26 protein-coding genes are annotated in these 24,308 nt (G+C 57.7%); 14 read left to right on the top strand and 12 right to left on the bottom strand.

Features of this window, described 5'->3' with window-relative positions; translation table 11 throughout:
• Positions 1-41 precede the first annotated feature (41 nt).
• Positions 42-1,463: a M20 family metallopeptidase gene (locus tag FHW04_RS05515; RefSeq protein ID WP_046288306.1), complete on the top strand. Its 1,422-nt coding sequence runs from the start codon at positions 42-44 to the stop codon at positions 1,461-1,463.
• On the top strand, positions 1,460-2,728 hold the full coding sequence (locus tag FHW04_RS05510) for an MFS transporter (RefSeq protein WP_069728350.1): 1,269 nt from the start codon (positions 1,460-1,462) through the stop codon (positions 2,726-2,728). The genes FHW04_RS05515 and FHW04_RS05510 overlap by 4 nt, the downstream gene beginning before the upstream one ends.
• A 35-nt stretch (positions 2,729-2,763) precedes the next feature.
• Here FHW04_RS05510 and aldA read toward each other — a convergent pair whose 3' ends face one another.
• Complete coding sequence (gene aldA, locus FHW04_RS05505; RefSeq protein ID WP_089561581.1) at positions 2,764-4,200, bottom strand: aldehyde dehydrogenase; 1,437 nt, start codon at positions 4,198-4,200, stop codon at positions 2,764-2,766.
• A 196-nt stretch (positions 4,201-4,396) separates the two neighbouring features.
• Between aldA and FHW04_RS05500 the strand changes: the two genes are divergently transcribed.
• The gene (locus FHW04_RS05500; protein ID WP_031376754.1) at positions 4,397-4,663 is read left to right on the top strand and encodes a DksA/TraR family C4-type zinc finger protein; all 267 of its coding nucleotides are present in this window, start codon (positions 4,397-4,399) and stop codon (positions 4,661-4,663) included.
• Between the two features lie 3 nt (positions 4,664-4,666).
• On the opposite strand, the gene FHW04_RS05495 is transcribed toward FHW04_RS05500, so the two are convergent.
• Positions 4,667-4,765, bottom strand: a complete 99-nt coding sequence (locus FHW04_RS05495) for a YoaK family small membrane protein (protein WP_008925225.1) — start codon at positions 4,763-4,765, stop codon at positions 4,667-4,669.
• 46 nt (positions 4,766-4,811) lie between these two features.
• Positions 4,812-5,135 (bottom strand): hypothetical protein, encoded by a 324-nt coding sequence (locus tag FHW04_RS05490; RefSeq protein ID WP_031376753.1) that lies wholly within the window; start codon positions 5,133-5,135, stop codon positions 4,812-4,814.
• A 360-nt stretch (positions 5,136-5,495) separates the two neighbouring features.
• Here FHW04_RS05490 and rhaT point away from each other — a divergent pair, with 360 nt between their 5' ends.
• Positions 5,496-6,530, top strand: a complete 1,035-nt coding sequence (gene rhaT / locus FHW04_RS05485) for an L-rhamnose/proton symporter RhaT (RefSeq protein ID WP_046288307.1) — start codon at positions 5,496-5,498, stop codon at positions 6,528-6,530.
• A 49-nt stretch (positions 6,531-6,579) separates the two neighbouring features.
• Here rhaT and rhaR read toward each other — a convergent pair whose 3' ends face one another.
• Both rhaR and rhaS read right to left on the bottom strand, forming a co-directional pair.
• On the bottom strand, positions 6,580-7,452 hold the full coding sequence (rhaR, locus tag FHW04_RS05480) for an HTH-type transcriptional activator RhaR (protein ID WP_089561579.1): 873 nt from the start codon (positions 7,450-7,452) through the stop codon (positions 6,580-6,582).
• A gap of 11 nt (positions 7,453-7,463) precedes the next feature.
• Entirely contained in the window at positions 7,464-8,285 is an 822-nt protein-coding gene (gene rhaS / locus FHW04_RS05475; protein WP_069728346.1) for an HTH-type transcriptional activator RhaS, read from the bottom strand.
• Between the two features lie 295 nt (positions 8,286-8,580).
• Here rhaS and rhaB point away from each other — a divergent pair, with 295 nt between their 5' ends.
• From rhaB to rhaM, 4 genes are read left to right on the top strand one after another with little or no spacing between them, the layout of a single operon-like run.
• Positions 8,581-10,053, top strand: a complete 1,473-nt coding sequence (gene rhaB / locus FHW04_RS05470) for a rhamnulokinase (RefSeq protein WP_089561578.1) — start codon at positions 8,581-8,583, stop codon at positions 10,051-10,053.
• A complete protein-coding gene (locus FHW04_RS05465; protein WP_089561577.1) occupies positions 10,046-11,302 on the top strand; it encodes an L-rhamnose isomerase in 1,257 nt (418 codons plus the stop codon). Before rhaB ends, FHW04_RS05465 begins: the two co-directional genes overlap by 8 nt.
• 10 nt (positions 11,303-11,312) lie before the next feature.
• Positions 11,313-12,155 (top strand): rhamnulose-1-phosphate aldolase, encoded by an 843-nt coding sequence (rhaD, locus tag FHW04_RS05460; RefSeq protein WP_031376747.1) that lies wholly within the window; start codon positions 11,313-11,315, stop codon positions 12,153-12,155.
• The gene (gene rhaM, locus FHW04_RS05455) at positions 12,145-12,459 is read left to right on the top strand and encodes an L-rhamnose mutarotase (RefSeq protein ID WP_069728396.1); all 315 of its coding nucleotides are present in this window, start codon (positions 12,145-12,147) and stop codon (positions 12,457-12,459) included. Before rhaD ends, rhaM begins: the two co-directional genes overlap by 11 nt.
• A gap of 48 nt (positions 12,460-12,507) precedes the next feature.
• On the opposite strand, the gene FHW04_RS05450 is transcribed toward rhaM, so the two are convergent.
• Positions 12,508-13,158 (bottom strand): TetR/AcrR family transcriptional regulator, encoded by a 651-nt coding sequence (locus FHW04_RS05450; RefSeq protein ID WP_069728344.1) that lies wholly within the window; start codon positions 13,156-13,158, stop codon positions 12,508-12,510.
• Positions 13,159-13,456: 298 nt separating this feature from the next.
• Between FHW04_RS05450 and bhsA (FHW04_RS05445) the strand changes: the two genes are divergently transcribed.
• Both bhsA (FHW04_RS05445) and bhsA (FHW04_RS05440) read left to right on the top strand, forming a co-directional pair.
• Entirely contained in the window at positions 13,457-13,714 is a 258-nt protein-coding gene (bhsA, locus tag FHW04_RS05445) for a multiple stress resistance protein BhsA (protein WP_031376744.1), read from the top strand.
• 24 nt (positions 13,715-13,738) lie between these two features.
• Positions 13,739-13,996 (top strand): multiple stress resistance protein BhsA, encoded by a 258-nt coding sequence (bhsA, locus tag FHW04_RS05440; RefSeq protein ID WP_031376743.1) that lies wholly within the window; start codon positions 13,739-13,741, stop codon positions 13,994-13,996.
• 64 nt (positions 13,997-14,060) lie between these two features.
• Here the strand turns inward: bhsA (FHW04_RS05440) and FHW04_RS05435 are convergent, their stop codons facing one another.
• The 4 genes from FHW04_RS05435 to FHW04_RS05420 form a co-directional block, all read right to left on the bottom strand.
• On the bottom strand, positions 14,061-15,245 hold the full coding sequence (locus FHW04_RS05435) for a sugar transporter (RefSeq protein WP_031376742.1): 1,185 nt from the start codon (positions 15,243-15,245) through the stop codon (positions 14,061-14,063).
• A 175-nt stretch (positions 15,246-15,420) separates the two neighbouring features.
• Positions 15,421-15,963: a cytochrome b561 gene (gene cybB, locus FHW04_RS05430; RefSeq protein ID WP_089561576.1), complete on the bottom strand. Its 543-nt coding sequence runs from the start codon at positions 15,961-15,963 to the stop codon at positions 15,421-15,423.
• A gap of 102 nt (positions 15,964-16,065) precedes the next feature.
• Entirely contained in the window at positions 16,066-16,326 is a 261-nt protein-coding gene (locus FHW04_RS05425) for a hypothetical protein (protein ID WP_089561575.1), read from the bottom strand.
• A gap of 171 nt (positions 16,327-16,497) precedes the next feature.
• The gene (locus FHW04_RS05420) at positions 16,498-17,751 is read right to left on the bottom strand and encodes an MFS transporter (RefSeq protein ID WP_031376739.1); all 1,254 of its coding nucleotides are present in this window, start codon (positions 17,749-17,751) and stop codon (positions 16,498-16,500) included.
• A gap of 95 nt (positions 17,752-17,846) precedes the next feature.
• On the opposite strand from FHW04_RS05420, the gene FHW04_RS05415 reads away from it, so the two are divergent.
• The 4 genes from FHW04_RS05415 to FHW04_RS05400 all read left to right on the top strand — a co-directional run bounded on the left by FHW04_RS05415 (position 17,847) and on the right by FHW04_RS05400 (position 22,471).
• Positions 17,847-18,740: a LysR family transcriptional regulator gene (locus tag FHW04_RS05415; protein WP_089561574.1), complete on the top strand. Its 894-nt coding sequence runs from the start codon at positions 17,847-17,849 to the stop codon at positions 18,738-18,740.
• Positions 18,741-18,870: 130 nt separating this feature from the next.
• On the top strand, positions 18,871-20,088 hold the full coding sequence (gene mlc, locus FHW04_RS05410) for a sugar metabolism global transcriptional regulator Mlc (protein WP_069728338.1): 1,218 nt from the start codon (positions 18,871-18,873) through the stop codon (positions 20,086-20,088).
• Positions 20,089-20,202: 114 nt separating this feature from the next.
• Complete coding sequence (bioD, locus tag FHW04_RS05405; protein ID WP_089561573.1) at positions 20,203-20,901, top strand: dethiobiotin synthase; 699 nt, start codon at positions 20,203-20,205, stop codon at positions 20,899-20,901.
• A 181-nt stretch (positions 20,902-21,082) separates the two neighbouring features.
• Positions 21,083-22,471 (top strand): nucleobase:cation symporter-2 family protein, encoded by a 1,389-nt coding sequence (locus FHW04_RS05400; RefSeq protein WP_046288308.1) that lies wholly within the window; start codon positions 21,083-21,085, stop codon positions 22,469-22,471.
• Between the two features lie 44 nt (positions 22,472-22,515).
• Here FHW04_RS05400 and osmV read toward each other — a convergent pair whose 3' ends face one another.
• Positions 22,516-23,652: an osmoprotectant ABC transporter ATP-binding protein OsmV gene (gene osmV / locus FHW04_RS05395; RefSeq protein ID WP_069728336.1), complete on the bottom strand. Its 1,137-nt coding sequence runs from the start codon at positions 23,650-23,652 to the stop codon at positions 22,516-22,518.
• Entirely contained in the window at positions 23,652-24,299 is a 648-nt protein-coding gene (gene osmW / locus FHW04_RS05390) for an osmoprotectant ABC transporter permease OsmW (protein ID WP_069728335.1), read from the bottom strand. The genes osmV and osmW overlap by 1 nt, the downstream gene beginning before the upstream one ends.
• Positions 24,300-24,308: the final 9 nt, after the last annotated feature.

Raw genomic sequence — 24,308 nt, 5'->3', positions numbered from 1 at the left:
TCAAAGATAACTGACGATTAAAAAAAACAAACAGGGCAAACATGACAGAGCAACAGGCGGTAGACCAGGCGATGAACTATTTCGACAGCGGGGCGTTTCAGCAGCTGCTGGCCCGACGCATCGCCTGTGTAACGGAGAGTCAGCATCCGCAGCGTCAGGCCGGGCTGCAACACTATCTGCAGGCTGAGATTGGACCGCAGCTTGAGGCGCTGGGTTTTACGCTGCATCCTTTCGATAATCCCCAGCCGGGCAGTCCGCCGTTTCTGATTGCGGTGCGTATCGAGGACCCGACGCAGCCGACGCTGCTCTGTTACGGGCATGGCGATGTGGTGTATGGCGATGAGGAGAACTGGCGTCCCGGACTGTCACCGTGGCAGCTGACTGCGGAAGGCGATCGCTGGTATGGCCGTGGCAGCGCAGACAACAAAGGCCAGCACTGTATCAACCTGGCGGCGCTGGAACAGGTGATGGCGGCGCGGGGCGGCAGGCTGGGCTTTAACTGCAAAATTCTGTTTGAGATGGGTGAAGAGATCAGCTCGCCGGGGCTGGCGCAGATTTGTCAGCAGCAGCAGGCGCTGCTGGCGGCCGATCTGTTTATCGCTTCAGACGGCCCGCGGCTCAACGCCGTGCGGCCGACGCTGTTCCTCGGTTCACGCGGCGCGGCCAACTTTCGCCTGACCATTACCGCGCGCGATAACGCCTACCACTCAGGTAACTGGGGCGGGCTGTTAAGCAACCCCGGCACCCAGCTGGCGAATGCGCTGGCATGTCTGGTAAATGCGCAGGGCGTGTTGCAGGTGGCGGCGCTGAAACCCGACTCCCTGACCCCGGCAGTGCGCGACATCCTCAGCGATATCGACGTTGGCGGTATGCCTGGCGATCCGGCGCTGGCTGAAAACTGGGGTGAACCCGGTTTAACCGCGGCTGAACGGTTGTATGGCTGGAACACGCTGGAAGTCCTGGCGTTTGAAACCGGGAACCCAGCGCAGCCGATGAATGCGATTCCCGGTCGCGCCACGGCAGTCTGTCAGCTGCGCTTTGTGGTCGGCACCGACTGGCAGAACCTGGTGCAGCACGTTGAACAGCATCTGCGCCAGCACGGTTTCGACAATGTCAGCGTAGAGTTTCTGCGTGGCTCGCCGGCCACCCGGCTCAATCCGCAGGATCCGCTGGTGGAGTGGGCGCTCAACAGTCTGGCCCACAGCAGTGGCAAAAAACCGGCGCTGCTGCCTAACCTCGGCGGATCGCTGCCCAATGAGGTGTTTGCCGATATCCTTGGTCTGCCAACCCTGTGGGTGCCGCACTCCTATCCGGCCTGTGGCCAGCACGGCGTCAATGAACACATGCTGACCTCGATTGCCCGCGAAGGACTGGCGATCATGACCCGGCTGTTCTGGCAGCTGGGTGAAGAGGGCCAGCAACTGCTCGCCCGCCACCGCAACTGGCAGGAGAGTGGTCAATGAGCAGCATCGCGCAAAGCCGTCCACAGCTCAGGCCGAGCCTGCATAAAACGCTGTTTGCCACCTGTATCGGTAACGCGCTGGAGTGGTTTGATATCGCCGTCTATGGCTTTTTCGCCAGTTACATCGCCCACGCATTCTTTCCGGTCAGCGATCCGTCGGTTTCACTGCTGCTGACCTTTGGCAGCTTCGGCATCGCCTTTCTCATCCGTCCGCTGGGAGCGCTGGTGTTAGGAAACTACGCCGATCGTCATGGTCGTAAAAAGGCGCTGCTGCTGTCGATCAATCTGATGATGCTGGGTGGGGCGATCATTACCTTTATGCCGGGTTACGCCACGATCGGACTGGCCGCGCCGCTACTGATCATCCTGGCGCGGCTGATTCAGGGTTTCTCCGCCGGCGGCGAATTTGGCAGTTCCACCGCTTTTCTGGTGGAGCATTTCCCGGAGCGTAAGGCGTTTATTGCCAGCTGGCAGTTCGCCACGCAGGGAGCCAGCACGCTGATGGCGTCGGCGTTTGGCCTCGGCCTGACGCAGTGGCTCAGCGAAAGTGAAATTCAGGCGTGGGGCTGGCGCATTCCGTTCGCCTTTGGCTTGTTGATTGGTCCGCTGGGGGTCTATATTCGCCGCCACGTGCACGAGCCCGCCAGTTTCGTCGCACAGGAGAAACATGCCGCGCCGCTGAAGACTCTGTTTGGCCGCCAGAAGGCGCTGATCACCCTGGCGATTGGGCTGATGGTCATTTCGACCGCCATCAACTACATGCTGAACTACATCCCGACCTATGCCACCAAAACGCTGCATTTATCGGGCTCGGTGGCGTTTACCGCAACCCTGGTGGCCGGGATCATCCTGACGGTCGTCACCCCGATAATGGGATTGTGGGCCGAACGTGTGGGGCGGCTGCCCCTGATGTGGGGGTCGCTGTTACTGCTGATGGTCACCATCTATCCGGCGTTTAAAGCGATGATCGATCACACCACACCGACCACGCTGATTTTGCTGGTGGCGTGGATGGCGCTGCTGAAGTCGGTTTACTTCTCGACGGTGCCGTCGGTGATGGCCGATCTGTTTCCTGCCACCACCCGGGCCAGCGGCATGGCGATCAGTTATAACGTGGCGGTGACGGTATTCGGCGGCTTTGCACCGTTGATTTGTAGCCTGCTGATCCAGGTCACTGGCAGCAGCCTGGCACCGGGCTATTACCTGATGGCCGTCGCGGTGCTGAGTGGAATTGCGCTGTTACGCAGCAGTAAGCGGCTGGGATAACAAAACGGGCCGTCACTGCGGCCCGTTTTACCGGCTTAGCTGAACTGCAGATAGGCAACGTGGGTCTGCAGGAACTCTTCCAGCCCATGTTTGCCGTCGGCCCCGCCAACGCCTGATTTACGCCAGCCAGCATGAAAGCCCTGCATCGCCTCGAAGTTTTCGCGGTTAACGTAGGTTTCGCCAAACTTCAGCTGACGCAGCGCCTTCATGGTGGTGTTGATATCCCGGGTATAGAGCGAAGAGGTCAGGCCATACTGGCAGTCGTTAGCCAGCGCGATCGCCTCGTCCAGCGTTTTGAAGCGCATCACCGGCAACACCGGACCAAAAATCTCCTCCTGCATGATCTCCATCTCCTGACGTACCCCGGTGATCAGCGTCGGCTCAAAAAAGAAGCCCTGATCGCCGACCCGTTTGCCGCCCAGTACCACCGTTGCGCCAGCCGCAACCGCATTGGCCACTTTCTGTTCGACACGCTGCAGGGCCGCGGCGTTAATCAGCGGTCCCATATCAATATCGCTGTGCTGAGCCGGATCGCCCAGTTTCACCTGCCGGAAGGCGGCGGTCAGCGCGGCGATAAAGCGATCGTAAATGCCGTCCTGCACATAGACGCGCTCCGCACAGTTACACACCTGGCCGCTGTTGATCATCCTTGAGCTGACGATTGCCCGCACCGCCAGGTCGATATCAGCATCATCCATCACAATCGCCGGGGCTTTCCCTCCCAGCTCCAGCGACACTTTGGTCACATTTTTGGCCGCAGCCTGCATGGTGGCAACGCCAGCACCGACGCTGCCGGTCAGGCTGACCAGGCCGACCTTAGGATTCGCCGCCAGCTCCTGTCCGACTTCCGGACCGTAGCCATAAACGAAATTGATCACCCCGGCTGGCAGGCCCAGGGTGTGTAAAATATCGGCGAATATCGCGGCGTTATTTGGCGTCAGTTCGCTGGGTTTGATCACAATAGTATTGCCGGTAATCAGTGCCGGTGCCGCTTTGCGTGCAATCAGGAAGAACGGGAAGTTCCACGGTAAAATGCCGGTGGTGACGCCGATGGCCTTTTTAAACAGGAAGATATTTTCGTTTGGCCGATCGCTGTTGATGATTTCACCCTCATAGCGTCGCGCCCACTCAGCCATATAGTCGAGGTAATCCGCGGTAAACAGCACTTCGATCTGCGCCAGCCCCTGGGTTTTGCCACCTTCAGCCACAATGGTGGCCGTCAGTTGCGGTTCACGTGCGCGGATCGCCGTGGCGATTTTGTGCAGCCAGACGCCACGTTCAACCGCAGGCAACGCTTCCCACTGCGGCTGAGCCGCTTCGGCGGCGAGGATCGCGCGCTGTGCATCTGCGGCGCTGCCCTGCGGAATACGCGACAGCAGCGCTTCGGTGGCCGGATTAATCACCTCAATCCACTTATCGTTGTGATCGGCGACAAACTCGCCATTAATGTAATGTTGATGATGTGTTGTCATTCGCAGGTCTCTCCGCTATCGGTGCGTTGCAATAATGTAATTAAAGAGTGAGGCAGATCCGGCGGAGCGACCTTTAGCTGATTGCCAGCAGCATAAGGCGGCTGGCAACCAATCACAGATATCGGCGCGTTTTACGGCAAAAACGGCAAATTGTTGTAGATTTAACAGAGCGAAGAGGTAAAAAGAGGGGGACATCATGGCAAACGGATGGGCGTCTGAAGGCGCCGTGCAGGAGCAGATCGACAGCACCGTTAACGACGGCATTGAACGTGTCCGGCAATCAATCGGCCACGGCGAAAGCGCCACCGAATGTGAACTCTGTGGCGAACCGATTCCCGAGGCGCGCCGTAAGGCGCTGAAAGGCGTGCGCTACTGTGTTTCCTGTCAGGAGAAAATCGACAAACAGCAGCAGAACAGCAGTTTATATAACCGTCGTGGCAGTAAAGATAGCCAGTTACGTTAGATGTCAGGACCCTGGCATCGCCAGACCGCTGCCAATAAACCACGCCAGAAAGCCGACGCCCGCCACGATGATGGCGATAGGAAAGAGGATTCCAATTCTCATGATTTTCCTGCTGCAAACAGAGGGGAGTGTAAGGCGGGCGATCTTATCACGACAGGTGCAAGACTGCGCGGTGGGTTTTCAGCAGGGTAAAGAGCTGGAACTGGGTCGCGTCATTCACCTCACGCAGCAGTTCACCCTTGTTGAACACGATGTGGTGAATGTGACCCAGCTGACGCCACACCACAATCGCTGAGGCGATCAACGCGCAGTGCTGTTCCGCCTGAATACATTCAAGGGTCGCGTACTGCGCATCCTCCAGCCCATTCACAAATACCTTTATCGCCTCGGCCGGCAGAATCGCCCGCAGGTCATCCAGCATCACCTGACTGACTGAACGTGAAAGAAACAGTGTTAACCACTTAGTCGTCATCCCAATCCCTGAATTCGATCAATTTTCCCCAGTTTATACGACCCTGGCCGCCGTAAGGAAAGGCTTCTTTGTTGTTTTGCCAAAATGATCGTGCGCATGGCAGCCAGATCGATAATGTGCTGCGCCACACAGCAAAAACACAAAAAACATAGAATAATAAACCACTTAAGCGGAAAGCCATCCGGCACTCTGACAAAGATGAATTTGTGATCCTTAACGGGAATAACGCGGAGATTTTGCCAACAGGCGGCGGCATCCGGCATTCATTCAAAGGCTGAGGAATTCCTGCAAACCGTAGACTGCCTGCTAAGCGGAAATCGTTGGGTTTCCGTCAGGCCTCAACCTAACCAGGAAAAAACAATGAACAGTGCCATTATTGCCGGCATCTTCTGGCATTTTGTCGGAGCTGCCAGTGCCGCGTGTTTCTACGCGCCGTTTAAACAGGTGAAAAGATGGTCATGGGAAACCATGTGGTCGGTCGGTGGCCTGATGTCGTGGCTGATCCTGCCGTGGGTGGTGAGTGCGATTTTGCTGCCCGACTTCCGCGCTTATTACAGCAGCTTTAGTCTGGCGCAGCTGCTGCCGGTGTTTCTGTTCGGCGCCATGTGGGGCGTGGGCAACATCAACTACGGCCTGACCATGCGCTATCTCGGCATGTCGATGGGGATTGGCATCGCCATTGGCATCACGCTGGTGGTCGGCACCCTGATGACGCCGCTGCTGCAGGGCCGCTTTGGTGAGCTGTTTGCCTCTGCCGGTGGACGCTTAACTCTGCTGGGCGTGCTGGTGGCGCTGGTTGGCGTGGCGATCGTCTCGCGTGCTGGCCTGCTGAAAGAGCGGGCGCTGGGGATTAACGCGCAGGAATTTAATCTGAAGAAAGGGCTGGTGCTGGCGGTGATGTGCGGTATTTTCTCTGCCGGGATGTCATTCGCTATGGATGCGGCGAAACCGATGCACCAGGCGGCGGCGCAGCTGGGTATCGATCCGCTGTATGTCGCGCTACCGAGCTACGTGGTGATTATGGGCGGCGGGGCGCTGGTCAACCTGGCCTTCTGTTTCTACCGGCTGGCAACCCGGCCAGAGCTGTCAGTGCGCAAGGATCTCTCGGTGGCGAAACCGCTGCTGCTGGCGAACGTCGCCTTTGCCGTGCTCGGCGGCACCATGTGGTATCTGCAATTCTTCTTCTACGCCTGGGGCCATGCGCGTATTCCGGCGCAGTATGATTACGTCAGCTGGATGCTGCACATGAGTCTTTACGTGCTGTGCGGCGGGCTGGTCGGCTTACTGATGAAAGAGTGGAAGTCAGTGGGACGTCGGCCGGTCGGGGTGTTATCGATTGGTTGTGTGGTGATCATTATCGCAGCCAACATCGTTGGGCTCGGCATGGCCGCCTGATCGGATCAGCGGAAAACTGCGCAATGCGAGCCTGCATCCCAGGCTCGCATTATTGCGATTCGGTGTCGGTGTTTTTCAGCGTGTGCCCGGATGAGATAAAACGCTGACGCCAGGCGCTGGGGGTCAGGCCGGTATCGCGGGTAAACACCACCGAAAAATAGTTACTGTCATCAAAGCCGCAGCGGGCGGCCACTTCACCAATCAGACAATCCTGGGTGCGCAGCAAATACTTCGCCTGACAGAGCTGGAGCTGACGCAGATAATGTCCGATCGTCATGCCGGTCTGCTGACGAAATAGCTGCCTGAGCGCCCGCTCGTTCAGCTGGTTATGCTGGCAAAATTCGGCCAGATCAAACGGACGGGCAATCGCGCCCTGTAATGCCGACATCAGCAAATCTAACTGTTCACCTTCCGGCAACGCCCACGGGCGATCGGCGGCATAGCCATGACGGCGCAGGATCAGCGCCAGCTGCAAAAACAGTGCTTCTGATAGCTGCACCGACAGCGGATCGCTTTTGCGGCTTTCACGCTCCAGCTGACCAATCACCCCGCGCGCCAGCGCCATGCCGCGCGTGGTCAGACGCCAGCAGCCGGGTGCATCAGCGCCTTGCGGCGGCAACAGCTGATTCCAGTCGAGCCCGAGGCTAAAGCGGTCACGGCAGTAGAGGATATTATCCAGCACCAGATCGTTGACGCTGTCATAGCTGTGGCAGTCACTGTCGCGGATATAAAAAACGTCGCCACAGGTAATCAGCCACGGGCGATCGTTGAGGACGTGCAGGCCGTTGCCGCGCCAGACAATCACGATTTCGCTGAATTCGTGTCGGTGCGGCGGGAAAGAAGGTTGGGGCATCCGTTCGGCTACCGCCACCGGTAAGCTGGTGGCAGGAAAATAATCATCCCGGCTGAGTATCAACGCCATACTGTGCTCCTTTACCCCATCTGCTGGCGCTCCGCTCGCGGCGCGCAACCAAATTCGCGCCTGAACAGGGTGGAGAAGTGGTTGCTGTCACCAAATCCACACTGAAAGGCGATATCCGTAATGCGTATATCACTGTGACGCAGTAAATGCCGCGCCTGCAACAACCGCAACCGATTCAGATAACGCTGCGGTGTGCTGCCGGTTTGTTGCTTCATCTGCCGATGCAGCGTGCGCAGCGACAGGGAAAAACGGTCGGCCAGCTGATCCCAGACGATCTCATCACTGTAATGATCGTTCAGCCAGTCAAGCAAGCGATGCAGTCGCGCTTCCTGATCCTGGCTCTGCTCGTCACGACACGCTTCACGTAACAGCACCAGCAGTTGTAAAAACAGCTGCTCCTGGCGTGCCTGCTTCTCCAGCGACCAGGCATCATCCTGGCGCATCTGGCTTGCCACGCTCAGCGCCTGACTCATCACTTTATGATTGATGCGCCAGTGCGACGCATACTGTCCATCCTTGTCACAGGGCAGCAGCGCCTGTAGTCCGGAAAGAAAACGGAAAGCGCCGGGGCTGCGGTACAGCACGTTAGTCAGGCAGAGATTCTCGGTCTGCTCATACAGATGACGGTCGTGGTCGCGGACAAAACAGACGCAGCCGGCGCACAGTGTTTGCGGCTGACCGTTAAACACATGAATGCCCGACCCGTGCTCAACCAGCACAATTTCATGAAAATCATGATGATGCTCCGGGAAGGCCTGCTGCGGGACGCGCGGCTCAATGGCTATCGCGTAATCGCCTTCAGGGAAAAAATCCGCACTGTGCAAAATGGTCATCGTCGCCTCTCGCTACTGTTAACAAAGCTGTAACGGAGTCTAAACAGGACGTGGCTACCTTACCTTGAATTTTCCGCTCATCTCAGCAGGAATCCTGCTGATTATTCAAGAAATCCTCAGCAGTTAATAAATTTGCGGCAGGGGTCACATCGCCCCGGCTGCCGTCTCTGTGATCTCTCTCACGAAGTTCTTTGCAAGTCTGCCAGCGGAGGGGGGCTGCTGGCACTGTCGGGAAGGTGGCAGCCCGCCAGGATTTCTACTCTGTGACCATCAAATCACAGGAAAAAATGCTGCCATGACCACGCGAAATATTGTTGCTATCGATCTCGGCGCATCCAGCGGACGGGTAATGCTCGCACACTGGGATGCCGCACAGCGCCACCTCAGTCTGCGGCAGGTCCGGCGTTTCGCAAATACCCGTCAGCGCCGTGCCGGCTATGACTGCTGGGATGTGGCGCTGCTGGAGCAGGAAATCCGTGCCGGTCTGGCGCAGCTGGATGCAGAAGGCGTGGTGCCGGACAGCATCGGGATTGATACCTGGGGCGTGGATATGGTGCTGCTGGATGCCTGTGGCGAGCAGGTCGGCGAAGCCGTCAGCTACCGTGATGCCCGTACCCACGGCCTGATGGAGCAGGCGCAGCGCGATCTGAGCCACAGCGCGATCTATGCCCGCACCGGCATTCAGTTCCTGCCGTTTAATACGCTGTATCAGATGCGCGCACTGCATCAGCAGCAGCCCGACTGGAAGGCCCGCGTCGCACACGCACTGATGATCCCGGACTATCTGCACTATCGCCTGACCGGTAATCTCAACTGGGAATATACCAACGCCACTACCACGCAGATGCTGAATATCGACAGCGGCGAATGGGATCGCGAGCTGCTGGGCTGGGCCGGTGTTGATGCGGCCTGGTTCGGCCAGCCACGGGCACCCGGCAACACGGTCGGCCACTGGCATAACGCCCACGGCGCGGCGATTCCGGTGATTGCCGTCGCCACCCACGACACCGCCAGCGCGGTGGTGGCGACGCCGCTGATGCAGGAAGATGCCGCCTATCTCAGTTCCGGCACCTGGTCGTTAATGGGCTTTGAAAGCCTGCAACCTTACGCGTCGGAGGCGGCGTTACGGGCCAACATTACCAATGAAGGCGGCGCTGAAGGCTACCGCGTGCTGAAGAACATCATGGGATTATGGTTGCTGCAGCGCGTCTGTGATGAGCTACATATCGACGATCTCAGCCAGCTGATCGACCAAACCGAACGGCAACCGGCCTGCGTGTCGCTGATCAGCCCGAACGATGCGCGCTTCATCAATCCGGACAGCATGGTCAATGAAATCCAGAACGCCTGTGCAGAGCAGGGCATGCCGGTGCCGCAATCCGCCGCCGCGCTGGCACGCTGCATTTTTGACAGCCTGGCGCTGCTCTACCGTGAAGTGATCGCCGAACTGGCGCAGCTGCGCGGTAAACCTTTCCGGCAACTGCATGTGGTCGGCGGCGGCAGCCAGAACCACTTTCTCAATCAACTGTGCGCCGATGCCTGTCAGATTACGGTGCTGGCCGGACCGATTGAAGCCTCAACCCTCGGCAACGTGGGATGTCAGCTGATCGCGCTCGGCGAACTGACCGATGTGGCCGATTTCCGCTGCTGCGTGGTCAACAATTTTCCGCTCAAAACCTTTGAACCGCAAACAAACAGCGCCTTTGGTGCCAGTCAGGCACGTTTCACGGCGCTGAGCCAACCCGCTAAGGAACTCGCTTATGACTAAGCAGATTGAACAGGCTTTTGAACTGGCTAAACAACGCTACGCCGACATTGGGGTGGATGTTGAACAGGCCATCCGTCAGCTGGATGCGATTCCGGTCTCAATGCACTGCTGGCAGGGGGATGATGTGCGGGGCTTCGAAAACCCGCAGGGCGCATTAACCGGCGGTATTCAGGCGACCGGCAACTATCCGGGACGCGCCCGTAATGCCGGTGAACTGCGTAACGATATCGACAAAGCGATGTCGCTGATCCCCGGCGCGAAACGTCTCAATCTGCACGCCATCTATCTGGAAAGTGACAAACCGGTGGCGCGTGATGAGATTGAGCCGGAACACTTTGCCAACTGGGTCAGCTGGGCCAAAGAGCATAAGCTGGGACTCGACTTCAATCCCAGCTGCTTTTCACATCCGCTGAGTGCCGACGGTTTCACCCTGTCACATGCTGATAAAACCATTCGTCAGTTCTGGATCGATCACTGTAAAGCCAGCCGCCGGATTTCCGCCTCGTTTGGTGAGCAGCTGGGCACCCCGTCGGTGATGAATATCTGGGTGCCCGACGGCATGAAAGATATCACCATCGATCGGCTGGCACCGCGCCAGCGACTGATGAGCGCGCTGGATGAAATCATCGCCGATAAACTGAATCCGCAACATCACATCGATGCGGTGGAGAGCAAGCTGTTTGGTATCGGCGCTGAAAGCTACACCGTGGGCTCCAACGAGTTTTTCCTCGGTTACGCGGCCAGCCGTCAGACCGCGCTGACGCTGGATGCCGGTCACTTCCATCCGACTGAAGTCATCTCCGATAAAATCTCCGCCGCCATGCTCTACGTGCCGCGTCTGTTGCTGCACGTCAGCCGGCCGGTGCGCTGGGACAGCGATCACGTGGTGCTGCTCGATGATGAGACCCAGGCGATCGCCAGTGAGATTGTTCGCCATCAGCTGTTTGACAAAGTGCACATCGGGCTCGACTTCTTTGATGCCTCGATCAACCGCATTGCAGCCTGGGTCATCGGCACCCGCAACGCCAAAAAAGCGCTGCTGCGCGCCCTGCTGGAACCGACCGATCGCCTGCGCCAGGTCGAAGCGGCAGGCGATTACACCGCCCGACTGGCGCTGCTGGAAGAGCAGAAATCACTGCCGTGGCAGGCGATCTGGGAAGCGTGGTGCCTGCGCCACGACGTGCCAGCCGATGCCAGCTGGCTGAGCGATGTCCGTCACTACGAACAACACATCTTGAGCCAACGTTAAGGATTTCACTATGCAAAGCATTCTTTCTTCCTGGTTTGTTAAGGGAATGGTCAAAGCCACCAGTGATATGTGGCTGAAGGGCTGGGATGAGCGTAACGGTGGGAACGTCAGTCTGCGTCTGCTGGAGGAGGAGGTGAAACCTTTTGCGGCCGATTTCTATCCGGAGCCGCGCTGCATTGAACTGACACAGCCGGCGCCTGCGCTGGCAAACTGCTGGTTCCTGGTGACCGGATCGGGCAAGTTCTTCCGCAACGTGCAACTCGATCCCGCCGATTGCCTGGCACTGCTGCAGGTCGATGACAAAGGACTCTCATTCAAAATTCACTGGGGGCTGTCGAATGGCGGCCTGCCAACCTCTGAACTCGCCTCACACTTCCAGTCGCACGGCGTGCGTAAAGCGGTCAGCAACGGCGCTGATCGGGTGATCATGCATTGCCACGCCACCCATTTTATGGCGTTAAGTTATGTGGTTGAACTGGATTCGGCGCGCTTTACCCGCTTGCTGTGGGAAGGCAGCACGGAATGTCTGGTGGTATTCCCGGATGGCGTCGGCATTCTGCCGTGGATGGTGCCCGGCACTGACGGTATCGGGGCCGCCACGGCGGAGCAGATGCAGTCGCATAGCCTGGTAATGTGGCCGTTCCACGGCATCTTTGGCAGCGGGCCGACCCTGGATGAAACCTTTGGCCTGATCGATACCGCCGAAAAATCCTCTGAAGTGATCGTCAAGGTGCTGTCGATGGGTGGCATCCGCCAGAGTATCACTACCGAACAACTGGTGGCGCTGGGTGAACGCTTCGGGGTCAATCCGTGGCAGGCTGCGCTGGATGTGGGGCCTGCCAATGCTTCGTAGAGCCTTTGTGATGCAGGTGAATGCGGATTGCCACGCCGAATATCAGCGACGCCACTCGCCGATCTGGCCGGAGCTGGCAGAAACGCTGAAGGCGCACGGGGCGCACAACTATGCTATCTGGCTGGATGCGGAGCGTAATCTGCTGTTTGCCAGCGTTGAGATTGAGTCGGAAGCGCGCTGGGAGGCGGTTGCCCGCACCGAAGTATGTCAGCGCTGGTGGGCATCAATGAAAGACCTGATGCCGTCAAATCAGGACAACAGTCCGGTCAGTCAGCCGTTAAAGCCGGTTTTCTTCCTCGAATGAGGACGGCCTGAAAAGCAACAAGGGCGGCAATCGCCGCCCTGATTTTATTTACGCTTTATGCTGACAGAGTCCGGTCAGCGTCGGCCACATCGCCATCAGCGTATCAATGATGCTGTCGAGATCGTCCCGCTGCACCCCTTCACGCGCCCGCACCGACATGCCTTGCAGCATACAGCCCAGATAGCGCGCGAGCGCCGCGATATTCACTGATTCGCTCAGTTCACCACGCTGCTGGCGGGTCAGCAGAAAGTCGCTAAGCGTACTCTCCTGCGACTGATGCTGCTGCTGCAACATGCTGGCGATCTCGGCAGAAGCCGCTGACAGGGTGGTGGAGGTGCAGATAAAGAAACAGCCGCCGGGCGAATCGCGATCGGTAAAGCAGGCGGCGGTTGCACGGAAATAACCCTCGATCGCCTGATCGACCGGCAACGCATCATTGCCGAGCGCCGCGTCACGCCAGGCACTGAATTTCTCCACGTAGCGCTCCATCGCGGCCCGGAACAACCCCTCTTTATTGACAAACTCGGCGTAGAGCGTGGGCGCTTTCGCCCCGGTTGCCGCTACCAGATCGGCCAGCGAGGTCCCCTCATAACCGTGGGTCCAGAACAGGGTAAGCGCTTTATCGAGCGCAGCTTCACGGTCGAAAACTTTTGGCCGACCGCGGCACTTCTTCACATCGCAATCCTGAACCTGGCTCATATATCCTCACGGGTTGTGAAACACCCTATTAAATTACCGATCATTAATAAATTGTGCAAGGGCTGGCGCATTCTGCGCTGAAGGCGGTTGCCATTTTGTGCGACGGCGCGCGGATATCGCCCCTAAGGTTAAGTGAAAAAGGGGGCTGAAGCCCATAATCACGCCACTTCGCGAATAAAATAACGCTCATTAAATAAATATTGACGGCTGACCATAATCGGGCCTATCATTTAGTTAATGATCGTTAATTAAATAACGACACACATTTTTCCACTACCGAATATTGAGAGAGCAACCTATGAAAAGCATCAAACTGAGTCTGGCCGCACTGGCACTTTCTACCCTGACATTTGGCGCATTCGCCGCTGATCAGGTCAGCAGCGACCCAATCAACCAGCAGCCGGTTGGCACCATTTCTGTCCAGGGCGGCAGCAACCTCAATTCCCTTGAAGCGCAGCTAAATGCCAAAGCGGATGAAGCGGGTGCCAAATCATTCCGTATCACCTCAACCAGTGGTCAGAACAAATTGCACGGCACCGCCGTGATTTATCAGTAATTAACTGTTGAGAAGGGGTTCGTTATGAAAAGTATCAGTATGATGGTGGTGGCTGCGCTACTCGGCAGCCTCTCCTTTGCCAGCGTGGCGGCTCAGCAGGTCACTCAATCGCCGCTCGATCAGCAAAAAATTGGCGTGATCAGCGCGACAGGTAGCACCAACCTGACCTCGCTGGAACAGCAACTGTCAGACCGGGCCAGCGATGTCGGTGCAAAGTCTTTCCGCATCACTTCGACCTCTGGCAACAACAACCTGCATGGCACCGCAGTCATTTATAAGTAAACCGCAGTCATTTATAAATAAGATGAAACAGGCTTCAGATAACCACTTATCTGAAGCCTTTTTTCTAGCCGTTACTGCGTAATTGCGGGTAGCGGCGGAAGATATAGACACACCACAACAGCGCGACCAGACCGATCATCCCACCGACATTGCCCACATCCGCCATCTGCAGATGCAGACTGACCTGATTACCCAACAGCGCACCTGCGCCAATGCCGATATTATAAATACCCGACATCAGCGACATCGCAACGTCTGTGGCATCAGGCGCCAGTGATAGCACCCGTACCTGCATGCCCAGGCCAATCATCATCATCGCCATTCCCCAGATCACACACAGGGTGGAGATTGCAGCAGGACGAACCGCAGCAAAAATCAGCAGTCCCATGCAAAGTGTAATCAGCGCGATGGCGGCGATCAGCAGACCAGAGGGGAATTTATTACCCAGCGAACTGAACAGTACGCTGCCGATAATGCCGGCCGATCCGAACAGCAGCAGCAATAGGGTGGTGAAGTTCTCACCCGAGTGGGCCACCGCCTGCATAAAGGGTTCGATATAGCTATAAGCGGTGTAGTGCGCGGTCACCACCAGCGTCACCAACAGATACATACTGACTAACGCCGGACGACGGAACAGCATCGGCACGCTGCTCAGTGAACCGGTATGTTCACTCGGCAGACGCGGCAGGATCCGCACCAGCATAATCATCAGCACCAGCGCCGAGAGGCCAATGGCACCAAAGGTGGTACGCCAGCCGAGATACTGACCCACCACGCGGCCAATTGGCACGCCCAGCACCATCGCAAGCGCCGTACCGGTTGCCAGCATGCTCAGCGCCTGGGTTTTCTTGCCCGCCGGGGCGACGCGGATCGCCAGCGATGCGGTGATCGACCAGAACACCGCGTGCGACAGCGCGATACCGATACGCGAGACGATCAGCGAACGGAAGTCCCACGCCACGGTTGACAGCACATGGCTGATGATAAAAATCAGGAACAGCACGCCGAGCAGCATTCGTCGCTCAATATTGCGGGTCAGCAGCATCAGCGGCAGCGAGAGCAGCGCCACCACCCAGGCATAGATGGTGAGCATAATGCCGACATCAGCGGTCTGCATCGAGAAATCAGCTGCGATATCCGATAGCAGGCCAACCGGCACAAATTCGGTGGTGTTGAAAACAAAAGCGGCAATAGCCAGCAACACCACGCGAAGCCAGGCAGTTTTACGTGAAACAGTCGTTGATTGCATGAGGAGTCAAATCAGTCAGAACAGCGAATTCGGATGTGGCAGAAACATCCAGCGAAAGTGACCTGCGTCACAAATTACTGACTATTGTAGTGAATAAACCGGGAAGAGGAACCTTATAAACCGTTTTTAATCCTGAATATTTTTTATCGCCCTGTGGCAGGGCGATAGCCTGAGGTTATTGACCGTGTCGCCGTGCCGGCATCATGCGCATCAGGGTGTTGTCTTTCAGCAGATAATGATGAAACAGCGCCGCCGCCGCGTGCAGTCCGATTAACCAGTATCCAAGCGGAGCCAGCGTCTCATGCCAGTCAATCAGCATATCCGCCAGATCAAAATTGGGTTCCGCCGCCACCGGCATGCTGATGCCAAACAGCCACCATTCACGGCCTTTCAGATAGCGTGATGTCAGACCGAGTATCGGCAGGGTAATAAACAGCGCATAGATAAGGGTGTGAGTCAGATGTGCCAGCCCGGTCTGCCAGCGTCGGGCGGCAGGAACAATCGGCGGAGAACGATGCCGGGTACGCAGCACCAGACGAGCAATCATCAACACCAGCACCGACGCGCCCGCGCTGAAATGGGTGATGATCATCGCATAACCCTGCCATGAACCGCGCTGAGCAAAACCGCGCAGTTCAATGGTGGCGTAGGCCGTCGCCACCAGTAAAAAGGTCAGCCAGTGAAGGGCGATCTGAGAGCCCGCAAACTTTTCCCGCATGGTAAAACCCGTTAAAGAGAATCAGGAGTTCTAACATAACGGAAAATGGCGGAAAATCTTAACAAATTAGCGCAGCGCGAGCCTTGCTCAATCGCGGTCAGGCTAACGTGAGGTCAGGGTATGTTTCAGGGCCACACCAGGCTGTGGATCAGCATCGGAATGGCGAGGGGATGGACAGCAGGTTTCACAGCCCATCGCGCCAGAATAATACTTTTTGGCCTGCAGGATAGCCGCATTGACGTGGTAAAAACTGCCGAGAAACAGCCGGTCAGCCGGCGCGGCCAGGAAGGGGCAGCCCGCAGCATGCACCACATGGTTATGGTTGTAACCTGATTGTTTGTTCACGTAATAGTAGAGAGCCACAGGCGGTCCTTTTTGCTGTGTTAAGCGACAGAAGTAAGCAAATGTCACAATCAGACCGATTATAGCGGGAAAAGCGCATTATGTTCCGGCTGGACCTGAAAGTTGTCTCAACAGCGCAGATAAAATCGCCCGGCGCAGTGGCCGGGCCAGCAATTCAGAGGGAACAGGGGATCAAAGCTTTTTACACTGCAACCGCCAGGCCACCAGCAGAGCCAGCAGTAGCAGGGCGCTGATAAACAGCGTGATACCCATCCAGCCATAGTTATGCCAGAACACCCCGCCCAGCGTCCCGGCCACGCTGGACCCGACGTAATAGCTGAACAGATAGAGTGAAGAAGCCTGACCGCGTGCACGGCGGGCTCGTGGGCCAATCCAACTGCTGGCAACCGCATGGGCGGCAAAAAAACCGGCGGTGAACAGCATCATGCCGGGCAAAATCAGCCACAGCGAATTAAAGGCAGTGAACAACAGGCCAGCCAGCATAATCGCGGTAGCGCCGAGCATCACCGGCCCCCGTCCCAGCCGGCTGGTTAACGCACCCGCTTTCGGCGAACTCCATGAGCCGGTGAGGTAGACCACCGACAGCAGACCCACCACTGCCTGGCTGAGATGCCAGGGCGCATCCAGTAAACGGTAGCCGATGTAGTTAAACAACGTGACAAAGGCTCCCATCAGCAGAAAGCCTTCTGCAAACAGCCACGGCAGCCCTTCATCGCGCCAGTGCAGACGAAAATTAATCAGCAGGTTACGGGGGCGCAGAGAGGTGGCGCGGAAATGGCGCGACGCCGGCAGGATTTTCCAGAACATCACCGCTGAAGCCAGGGAAAAGCAGCCGATAACCGCAATCGCCACCCGCCATGAGAAAAAGTCGGTCAGCACCCCGCTCAGCAGGCGGCCACTCATGCCGCCGATGGAATTACCGCTGATGTACAGCCCCATTGAGAACGCCACCACCCGCGGGTCCATCTCTTCACTCAGATAGGTCATGCCGACTGCGGCGACCCCGCTCAGCGCCAGGCCCATCAATGCGCGCATGATCAGAATGCCGTGCCAGCTGGTCATGGTGGCGGAGATCAGGGTACAGAGGGCGGCCAGCATCAGCGCGGTGACCATTACAGACTTGCGTCCGACCGCATCAGACAGCGGGCCGGTCACCAGCAGGCCCAGCGCCATCAGTCCGGTGGAGATGGAGAGTGACAGGCTGCTGGTCGCGGGCGACACGCCAAACTGCTGCGACAGCACCGGCAATATTGGCTGGACACAGTAGAGCAGGGCAAAGGTGGCGAGACCGGCTGAAAACAGGGCCAGCGTGACGCGCATAAACTGCGGCGTTCCGCGGGTAATCCAGCCCGATGCAGCCAGCGATTCTGGCGATCTGCATCCTGCGTCATCCGCAACGGTTCCTGCCTGAGTAGTGCGACCCACAATCTTTCCTTAGTGATAAAAAACCTGTCGTCAGCTTAGAAAAGGCTGATTATGATGTCTAATATATTAATAATCTCAAATAAGACGTTAAAGATATGAATATCGAGCTGCGCCATCTGCGCTATTTCATTGCGGTCGCCGAAGAATTGCATTTTGGCCGGGCGGCGCTGCGGCTGAATATTTCTCAGCCGCCGCTCAGTCAACAGATTATTCAGCTTGAGACTGAAACCGGTGCCCGGCTGTTTAATCGTACCAACCGCAGCGTGCAGCTCACGGCCGCCGGTCAGCAGTTACTGCAGGATGCGCGCGCCATTCTGTTGCAGGTGGAACAGGCGGCTGACCGGGCGGCGCGGCTGCATCGTGGCGAAGAGGGAGAGCTGCGTATCGGCTTTACCTCCTCAGCGCCGTTTACCGCGGTGGTGTCCGATGCGCTGTACCAGTTTCGCCAGCGCTGGCCGCAGGTGCATATTCAGATGCAGGAGATCAACACCCGCCAGCAGCTGGCCCCGCTGCATGACGGGCGGCTCGATCTCGGCGTGATGCGCAACACGCCGCTGCCGGCAGATTTGCGCCACCAGCTGCTGTTGAGTGAACCGCTGTATGCGGTGGTGCACTGGGCGCATCCGCTGGCCACGGCAGACAGGATTTCGGTCAGTGCGCTGGCGGATGAGCCGTTTGTGTTTTTCGATCCGCAGGTCGGGACCGCACTCTACAGCGACATCCTGGCGCTGCTTCACCGCTACCAGATTAAGCCCTACATCACCCAGGAAGTGGGTGAGGCGATGACCATTCTCGGTCTGGTAGCGACCGGGCTGGGCGTGTCAATTTTGCCCGCCTCATTTCGCCGGGCGCAACTGGCTGATGTCATCTGGCTGCCGCTGGCAGAAAGTGATGCTATTTCTGAACTGTGGTTAGTCTGGTCCGCAGAGCGCGAAATAAATGAGCAGATGCGCCACATGATGACGTTACTGCAGCAAAAAAAGGCGTAACTCTGGCCGGTCCCGACGACAATGTGTGCGATAAATCACATTTCTAATCAAATATTTGACGCTGCCGCCTGATCTGCCTCACCATGACGCATGTTTATTTAGAAGCGCGAAAATAACCGGGAGCAGGGTTGTGAATCTGGACAGTCAACCTGGCCATATTGACCAAATTAAGCAAACCAATGCAGGCGTCGTTTATCGATTAATTGATCAATTCGGTCCTATTTCGCGTATCGAACTTTCCCGACGCGCCCAGCTCGCGCCAGCCAGCATCACTAAAATCGTGCGTGAAATGCTGGATGCCCATCTGGTGCAGGAGACGGAGTTTCAGGAGCCAGGCAGCCGCGGCCGTCCGGCGATTGGGCTGATCCTCGACACTGACGCCTGGCACTATCTGGCGATTCGCCTGCACCGTGGCGCCATGACCTTTACCCTGCGCGACCTTAGCAGCCGGGAACTGGTGGAGGATAGCCTGCCGCTGCCGGATGAATCGGCTCAGCCGCTGCTGACCGCGCTAATCGACCAGGTTGACGCCTTCTTTATTCGTCACCAGCAGCAGCTGGAACGCCTGACCGCCATCGCCGTGACCCTGCCAGGATTGATTAATGCCGCTTCTGGCGTGGTGCACCGTTTGCCCGGATATCAGGTACGCGACATGCCGCTCGGCGATGCGCTGGCGGCCCGCACCGGGGTACCGGTATTTGTTCAGCATGATATTTCCGCCTGGACGCTGGCAGAATCGCTGTTTGGTGCCTCACGCGGCGCAGAAGATGTGATTCAGATTGTGATTGATGAAACGGTCGGGGCTGGCGTGATCAGCGGCGGGCAACTGCTGCATAAACGCGGCCGGGCGCTGGTGGAAATCGGCCATACCCAGATCGATCCCTACGGCCAGCAGTGCTATTGCGGCAACCACGGCTGCCTCGAGACGGTGGCCAGCATCGGCAGTCTGCTGGCGCTGGCCGCTCAGCGTCTGCCGACCCAGCCTGACAGCCTGCTGCACAATCAGCCGCTGACGCTGGCATCACTCTGTGCGGCGGCGCAGTCCGGCGATCGACTGGCGCGCGACACCATTGCCAGCGTTGGTCATCATGTGGGCCGCATCCTGGCGATGATGGTGAATATCTTTAATCCGCAACATATTCTTATCGGTTCACCGCTCAATGCCGCGGCAGACGTGCTGTTTCCGGCGGTCAGCAACACCATTCTGCAACAGTCGCTGCCCGCTTACAGTGCCAGTATTCAGCTGGCACCCACTGCGTTTAGCGAGCCGGGAACGCTGGGCGGCGCGGCGCTGATCAAAGATGCACTCTATAGCGGTTACCTGTTAGTGAAGCTATTGCAAGGTTAAGCCTGACTAATCTTGCGCTAACGCAATCTGTTCTCATCTTCCATTCCTTAAAATGCGGATTATTAGTAGGGTTAATCGCCGATTAGCCGTAACCGGTTTGAGAGGAGAAGTAGAGTGAAGAGACTATTTGTTACCGGCACCGACACCGCAGTCGGTAAAACCGTGGTATCGCGTGCGCTGTTACAAAGTTTTATCAAAGCAAACCTCAGCGCAGTCGGATACAAACCCGTGGCGCGCTGCGCAGTAAAAACCGCTGACGGCCTGCGCAATAAAGATGCGCAGGTGCTGCAAAGTGCCTCTTCTGTTGCGCTGCCGTATCAGGCCATCAATCCACTGCTGTTTGAGGAACAGGAGATCGCTACCCATAGCGGTCAGGCGATCCACTACGAATTACTGACGCAGGGGCTGAATAGCCTGACGGAGCAGGCAGATCGGGTGGTAGTGGAGGGCACTGGCGGCTGGCGCAGCCTGATGAATGATGCGCGTCCACTCTCTGGCTGGGTGATTGAGCAGCAGTTACCGGTAGTGCTGGTGGTGGGGATTCAGTCTGGCTGTATCAGCCATGCGTTGCTCACGGCTGAAGCTATCCGACAGGATGGATTACCGCTGGTTGGATGGGTTGCCAACCGCATCAATCCGGGTCTGGCGCAATACAGCGATATCATCGAAGTGCTGCGTGAAAAAATCCCGGCACCGCTGCTGGGTGAACTGCCCTACCTGCCGCGTGCCGAACAACGCGATCTGACCGCCTACATCGATATCTCACTGCTGGATCGGCCCAGCCTGCATCATGTGAGTGCAAAGATCGCCTGATCATGAAACAAAACAAGTCATCTTCCCCGGTGGTGAACGTAAAGTTGCAGGTTCGCCACCGGCCACATCAGGAAATTTTATCCCGATTTTTCAGTCACCTGGCCTGAGAGGCGAGATGAGGCTGAGGTAATGGCGCAAAAAATGCATTAATCCGGCTAATCACTGTTGCCGGAGCACCGTCATGTCGCAATCACACGAGCAAGGTTTGTTATATGGGCTGGATGCCCGTATTGGTCCCGTCCCGGCGTTTTTCGCCGCCCTGCAGCATCTGCTTGCCAGCGTGGTTGGCATCATCACTCCGCCGCTGATTATCGGTTCGGTATTGGGGCTACAGGCCTATATTCCCTACCTGATCAGCATGTCACTGTTGGTCTCGGGCCTTGGCACGTTTTTACAGGCCCGGCGCTTTTTCGGCGTCGGAGCCGGGATGATCTGCCTGCAGGGAACCAGCTTCGCCTTTCTGGGGGTGCTGCTGTCAGGCGGTCTGATGGTGAAGGCGCGCGGCGGATCGCCAGAAGAGATCATGGCGATGCTGTTCGGCTGCAATCTGGTGGCAGCGCTGATCCCAATTCTGATTAGCCGCTGCGTCGGTCCGTTACGCAAAGTGCTGACCCCGGTAGTGACCGGCACGGTCATTACCCTGATTGGTATCAGCCTGATCAAAGTCAGCATCACCGACTGGGCTGGCGGTCACAACGCCCGTGATTTTGGTGCTCCCGGCAATCTGGCGCTGGGCGCGCTGACGCTGCTGGTAATCGTGGCGCTCAATCGTGCGCGTAACCGCTGGACCAGACTGGTGGCGGTCGTGGCCGGAATTGTAGTGGGCTGCATCGCGGCAGCGTTAACCGGCCATCTGCAACTGAAAGCGCCGGACCACAGCGCGGCGCTGGTGCTGCCTGCGCTGTTTAAGTTCGGCTTTGCCTTTGACTGGACCATTTTCTTGCCAATTGCGCTGGTGTCGGTGATCGCGGTGATTGAAGCGGTGGGCGATCTCACCGCCAATTGCCTGATATCACAACAGCCGATCGGCGGCACCGCGTTCCAGCAGCGTCTGCAGGGCGGCATTATGGCTGACGGCGTCAGCTGTCTGCTGGCAGCCATTTTCTCGGCATTCCCGAACACCACCTTTGCGCAAAACAATGGGGTGATCCAGATGACCGGCGTGGCCAGCCGCTATGTCGGAATGGTGCTGGGGTTGATGCTGGTGCTGCTTGGTCTGTTCCCGGCGGTCGGCTCTCTGTTACAGCAAATTCCGCCGCCGGTGCTGGGCGGGGCCACCATCGTGATGTTCGGCAGCGTAGTTGCCGCCGGCATCCGGGTGATGACGCAAACGCCTTTAGGACGCCGTGAGATGCTGATCGTCGCGGTTTCTTTCGGCGTCGGCCTGGGCGTTGAAGCGGTGCCGGAAGTGCTGAAACAGTTACCACCGCTGATCAACACCCTGTTTGGTCATGCGGTCACTACCGGCGGTTTGCTGGCCATTCTGCTGAATATGGTATTGCCTGAGGAAGCGCGCGCCGTCTCTGTCGTACCGGCCAAAGCGCTGAGCGGCAGCGAAGAGCAGGCATAAAAAAAGGGCCATTACGGCCCTTTTTCACTTAGCGGTGAGAGCGATTACGGGTTCAGGCGGCGGCGGGTGCGGCCTGAGCTGAGGTAATCGGCGATGTAATCCTGTGAGATCTCACCGCTGTAGCGACCCTCTTCATCGACAATCGGCATCCAGACGGTGTTGTGCTCATACAGTTTTGACAGCACGACGCGCAGGTTCTCTTCCGCTTTGCCGGTCACCTTAAAGGTGTGCAGGCGCTCTTCACAGCGGCCGCTGGCGTTACGCGCCTCACGCCGTTTCACAAAGCCGAGCGGCTTGCCATCTTCATCCACCACGGTAATTGAGCGCATATCATTGTCATCCATGGTGCCGAAGGCTTCTTCCAGTGAGGTTGATCGCTGTACGGTGATGGTGGGCTGCTGATCGGTGACGTCACCCGCCTGCACCAGCAGCAGGCGTTTCAGCGTCCGGTCCTGACCGACAAACGATCCGACAAAGTCGTTGGCTGGCGTTGCCAGCAGCTCGTCCGGGCTGGCGCACTGCACAATTTTACCCTGACCAAACACCGCGATTCGGTCACCGAGCTTCAGTGCTTCATCGATGTCATGACTCACCAGCATCACGGTTTTCTTCAGCTGACGCTGCATATCAAGAAATTCGTTCTGGATGACTTCACGGTTGATCGGGTCGACCGCACCAAAAGGCTCATCCATCAGCAGCACCGGAGGATCAGCCGCCAGCGCGCGGATCACCCCGATACGCTGCTGCTGGCCACCCGACATTTCACGCGGGTAGCGATGCAGGAACTTGCTCGGGTCGAGCGCCACCATGCTCATCAACTCGGTGGCGCGCTCCCGGCAGCGTTTCTTGTCCCAGCCCAGCATGCGCGGCACCACGGTAATGTTCTCTTCGATGGTCATGTTGGGAAACAGGCCAATCTGCTGGATCACATAGCCGATGTTACGGCGCAGCGTGGTGGTGTCCTGAGTGCTGGTATCTTCACCATTGATCAGGATGCGGCCGCTGGTGGCGGGGATCAGGCGGTTAATCATCTTCAGGGTCGTGGTTTTGCCGCAGCCCGATGGCCCCAGCAGCACGCACATCTCACCGGCTGGCACTTCCAGGCTAACGTTATCCACCGCTTTCATGGTGGTGCCGTTTTTCTGGGTAAAGGTTTTCGTCAGGTTTTCCAGTGTAATCATTATCGAATTCCCTTAGGAGTCAGCGCCTGCTGCAAACGGTGCAGCAGCCAGTCAAGAACAATCGCCAGCAGGCAAATCATTAACGCCCCGGCTATCAACATACGAATATCACTGCCGCTGATGCCGTCGAGCAACAGCTGACCCAAGCCACCGGCACCAATCACCGCGGCAATCGCCATGACGCCGACGTTCATCACTACCGCGGTGCGGATACCGCCGAAAATCACCGGCAGGGCCATCGGAATTTCCACCCAGCGTAATCGCTGCCAGAAGGTCATGCCGATGCCGCGACCGGCTTCGCGCAGGCCGTCGGGCAGGTTCTCCAGCGCGGTATGGGTATTACGCACAATCGGCAGCAGCGAGTAGAGAAACACCGCGGTAATCGCCGGCAGGGCGCCAATGCCCTGACCGATGATTGAAAACAGCGGGATCATCAGGCCAAACAGCGCGATGGTCGGAATGGTCAGCACCACGGTGGCGATACCGAGGATCGGCGTCGCCAGCCAGCGGACCCGGACAATCAGAATGCCAAGCGGCACGCCAATCACAATCGCCAGCCCAACCGCGACCAGCACCAGCCAGGTGTGCTGCCAGCTAAGCGTCAGCAGGCTGTTCCAGTTATCCATGATGTAGTGAAGGGTATCCACAGTGCCTCC

Origin of the sequence: Pantoea sp. AN62 (assembly GCF_050432985.1) — a bacterium.
Taxonomy (GTDB): Bacteria; Pseudomonadota; Gammaproteobacteria; order Enterobacterales; family Enterobacteriaceae; genus Pantoea; species Pantoea brenneri.
This window is presented reverse-complemented; position numbering and strand designations above follow the sequence as displayed.

What these genes read in the sequence shown, in the direction of transcription:
- FHW04_RS05515 (WP_046288306.1), top strand. Translation starts at nt 42, where the DNA reads ATGACAGAGCAACAGGCGGTAGACCAGGCGATGAACTATTTCGACAGC.
- FHW04_RS05510 (WP_069728350.1), top strand. Translation starts at nt 1,460, where the DNA reads ATGAGCAGCATCGCGCAAAGCCGTCCACAGCTCAGGCCGAGCCTGCAT.
- aldA (WP_089561581.1), bottom strand. Translation starts at nt 4,200, where the DNA reads ATGACAACACATCATCAACATTACATTAATGGCGAGTTTGTCGCCGAT.
- FHW04_RS05500 (WP_031376754.1), top strand. Translation starts at nt 4,397, where the DNA reads ATGGCAAACGGATGGGCGTCTGAAGGCGCCGTGCAGGAGCAGATCGAC.
- FHW04_RS05495 (WP_008925225.1), bottom strand. Translation starts at nt 4,765, where the DNA reads ATGAGAATTGGAATCCTCTTTCCTATCGCCATCATCGTGGCGGGCGTC.
- FHW04_RS05490 (WP_031376753.1), bottom strand. Translation starts at nt 5,135, where the DNA reads ATGACGACTAAGTGGTTAACACTGTTTCTTTCACGTTCAGTCAGTCAG.
- rhaT (WP_046288307.1), top strand. Translation starts at nt 5,496, where the DNA reads ATGAACAGTGCCATTATTGCCGGCATCTTCTGGCATTTTGTCGGAGCT.
- rhaR (WP_089561579.1), bottom strand. Translation starts at nt 7,452, where the DNA reads ATGGCGTTGATACTCAGCCGGGATGATTATTTTCCTGCCACCAGCTTA.
- rhaS (WP_069728346.1), bottom strand. Translation starts at nt 8,285, where the DNA reads ATGACCATTTTGCACAGTGCGGATTTTTTCCCTGAAGGCGATTACGCG.
- rhaB (WP_089561578.1), top strand. Translation starts at nt 8,581, where the DNA reads ATGACCACGCGAAATATTGTTGCTATCGATCTCGGCGCATCCAGCGGA.
- FHW04_RS05465 (WP_089561577.1), top strand. Translation starts at nt 10,046, where the DNA reads ATGACTAAGCAGATTGAACAGGCTTTTGAACTGGCTAAACAACGCTAC.
- rhaD (WP_031376747.1), top strand. Translation starts at nt 11,313, where the DNA reads ATGCAAAGCATTCTTTCTTCCTGGTTTGTTAAGGGAATGGTCAAAGCC.
- rhaM (WP_069728396.1), top strand. Translation starts at nt 12,145, where the DNA reads ATGCTTCGTAGAGCCTTTGTGATGCAGGTGAATGCGGATTGCCACGCC.
- FHW04_RS05450 (WP_069728344.1), bottom strand. Translation starts at nt 13,158, where the DNA reads ATGAGCCAGGTTCAGGATTGCGATGTGAAGAAGTGCCGCGGTCGGCCA.
- bhsA (WP_031376744.1), top strand. Translation starts at nt 13,457, where the DNA reads ATGAAAAGCATCAAACTGAGTCTGGCCGCACTGGCACTTTCTACCCTG.
- bhsA (WP_031376743.1), top strand. Translation starts at nt 13,739, where the DNA reads ATGAAAAGTATCAGTATGATGGTGGTGGCTGCGCTACTCGGCAGCCTC.
- FHW04_RS05435 (WP_031376742.1), bottom strand. Translation starts at nt 15,245, where the DNA reads ATGCAATCAACGACTGTTTCACGTAAAACTGCCTGGCTTCGCGTGGTG.
- cybB (WP_089561576.1), bottom strand. Translation starts at nt 15,963, where the DNA reads ATGCGGGAAAAGTTTGCGGGCTCTCAGATCGCCCTTCACTGGCTGACC.
- FHW04_RS05415 (WP_089561574.1), top strand. Translation starts at nt 17,847, where the DNA reads ATGAATATCGAGCTGCGCCATCTGCGCTATTTCATTGCGGTCGCCGAA.
- FHW04_RS05400 (WP_046288308.1), top strand. Translation starts at nt 21,083, where the DNA reads ATGTCGCAATCACACGAGCAAGGTTTGTTATATGGGCTGGATGCCCGT.
- osmV (WP_069728336.1), bottom strand. Translation starts at nt 23,652, where the DNA reads ATGATTACACTGGAAAACCTGACGAAAACCTTTACCCAGAAAAACGGC.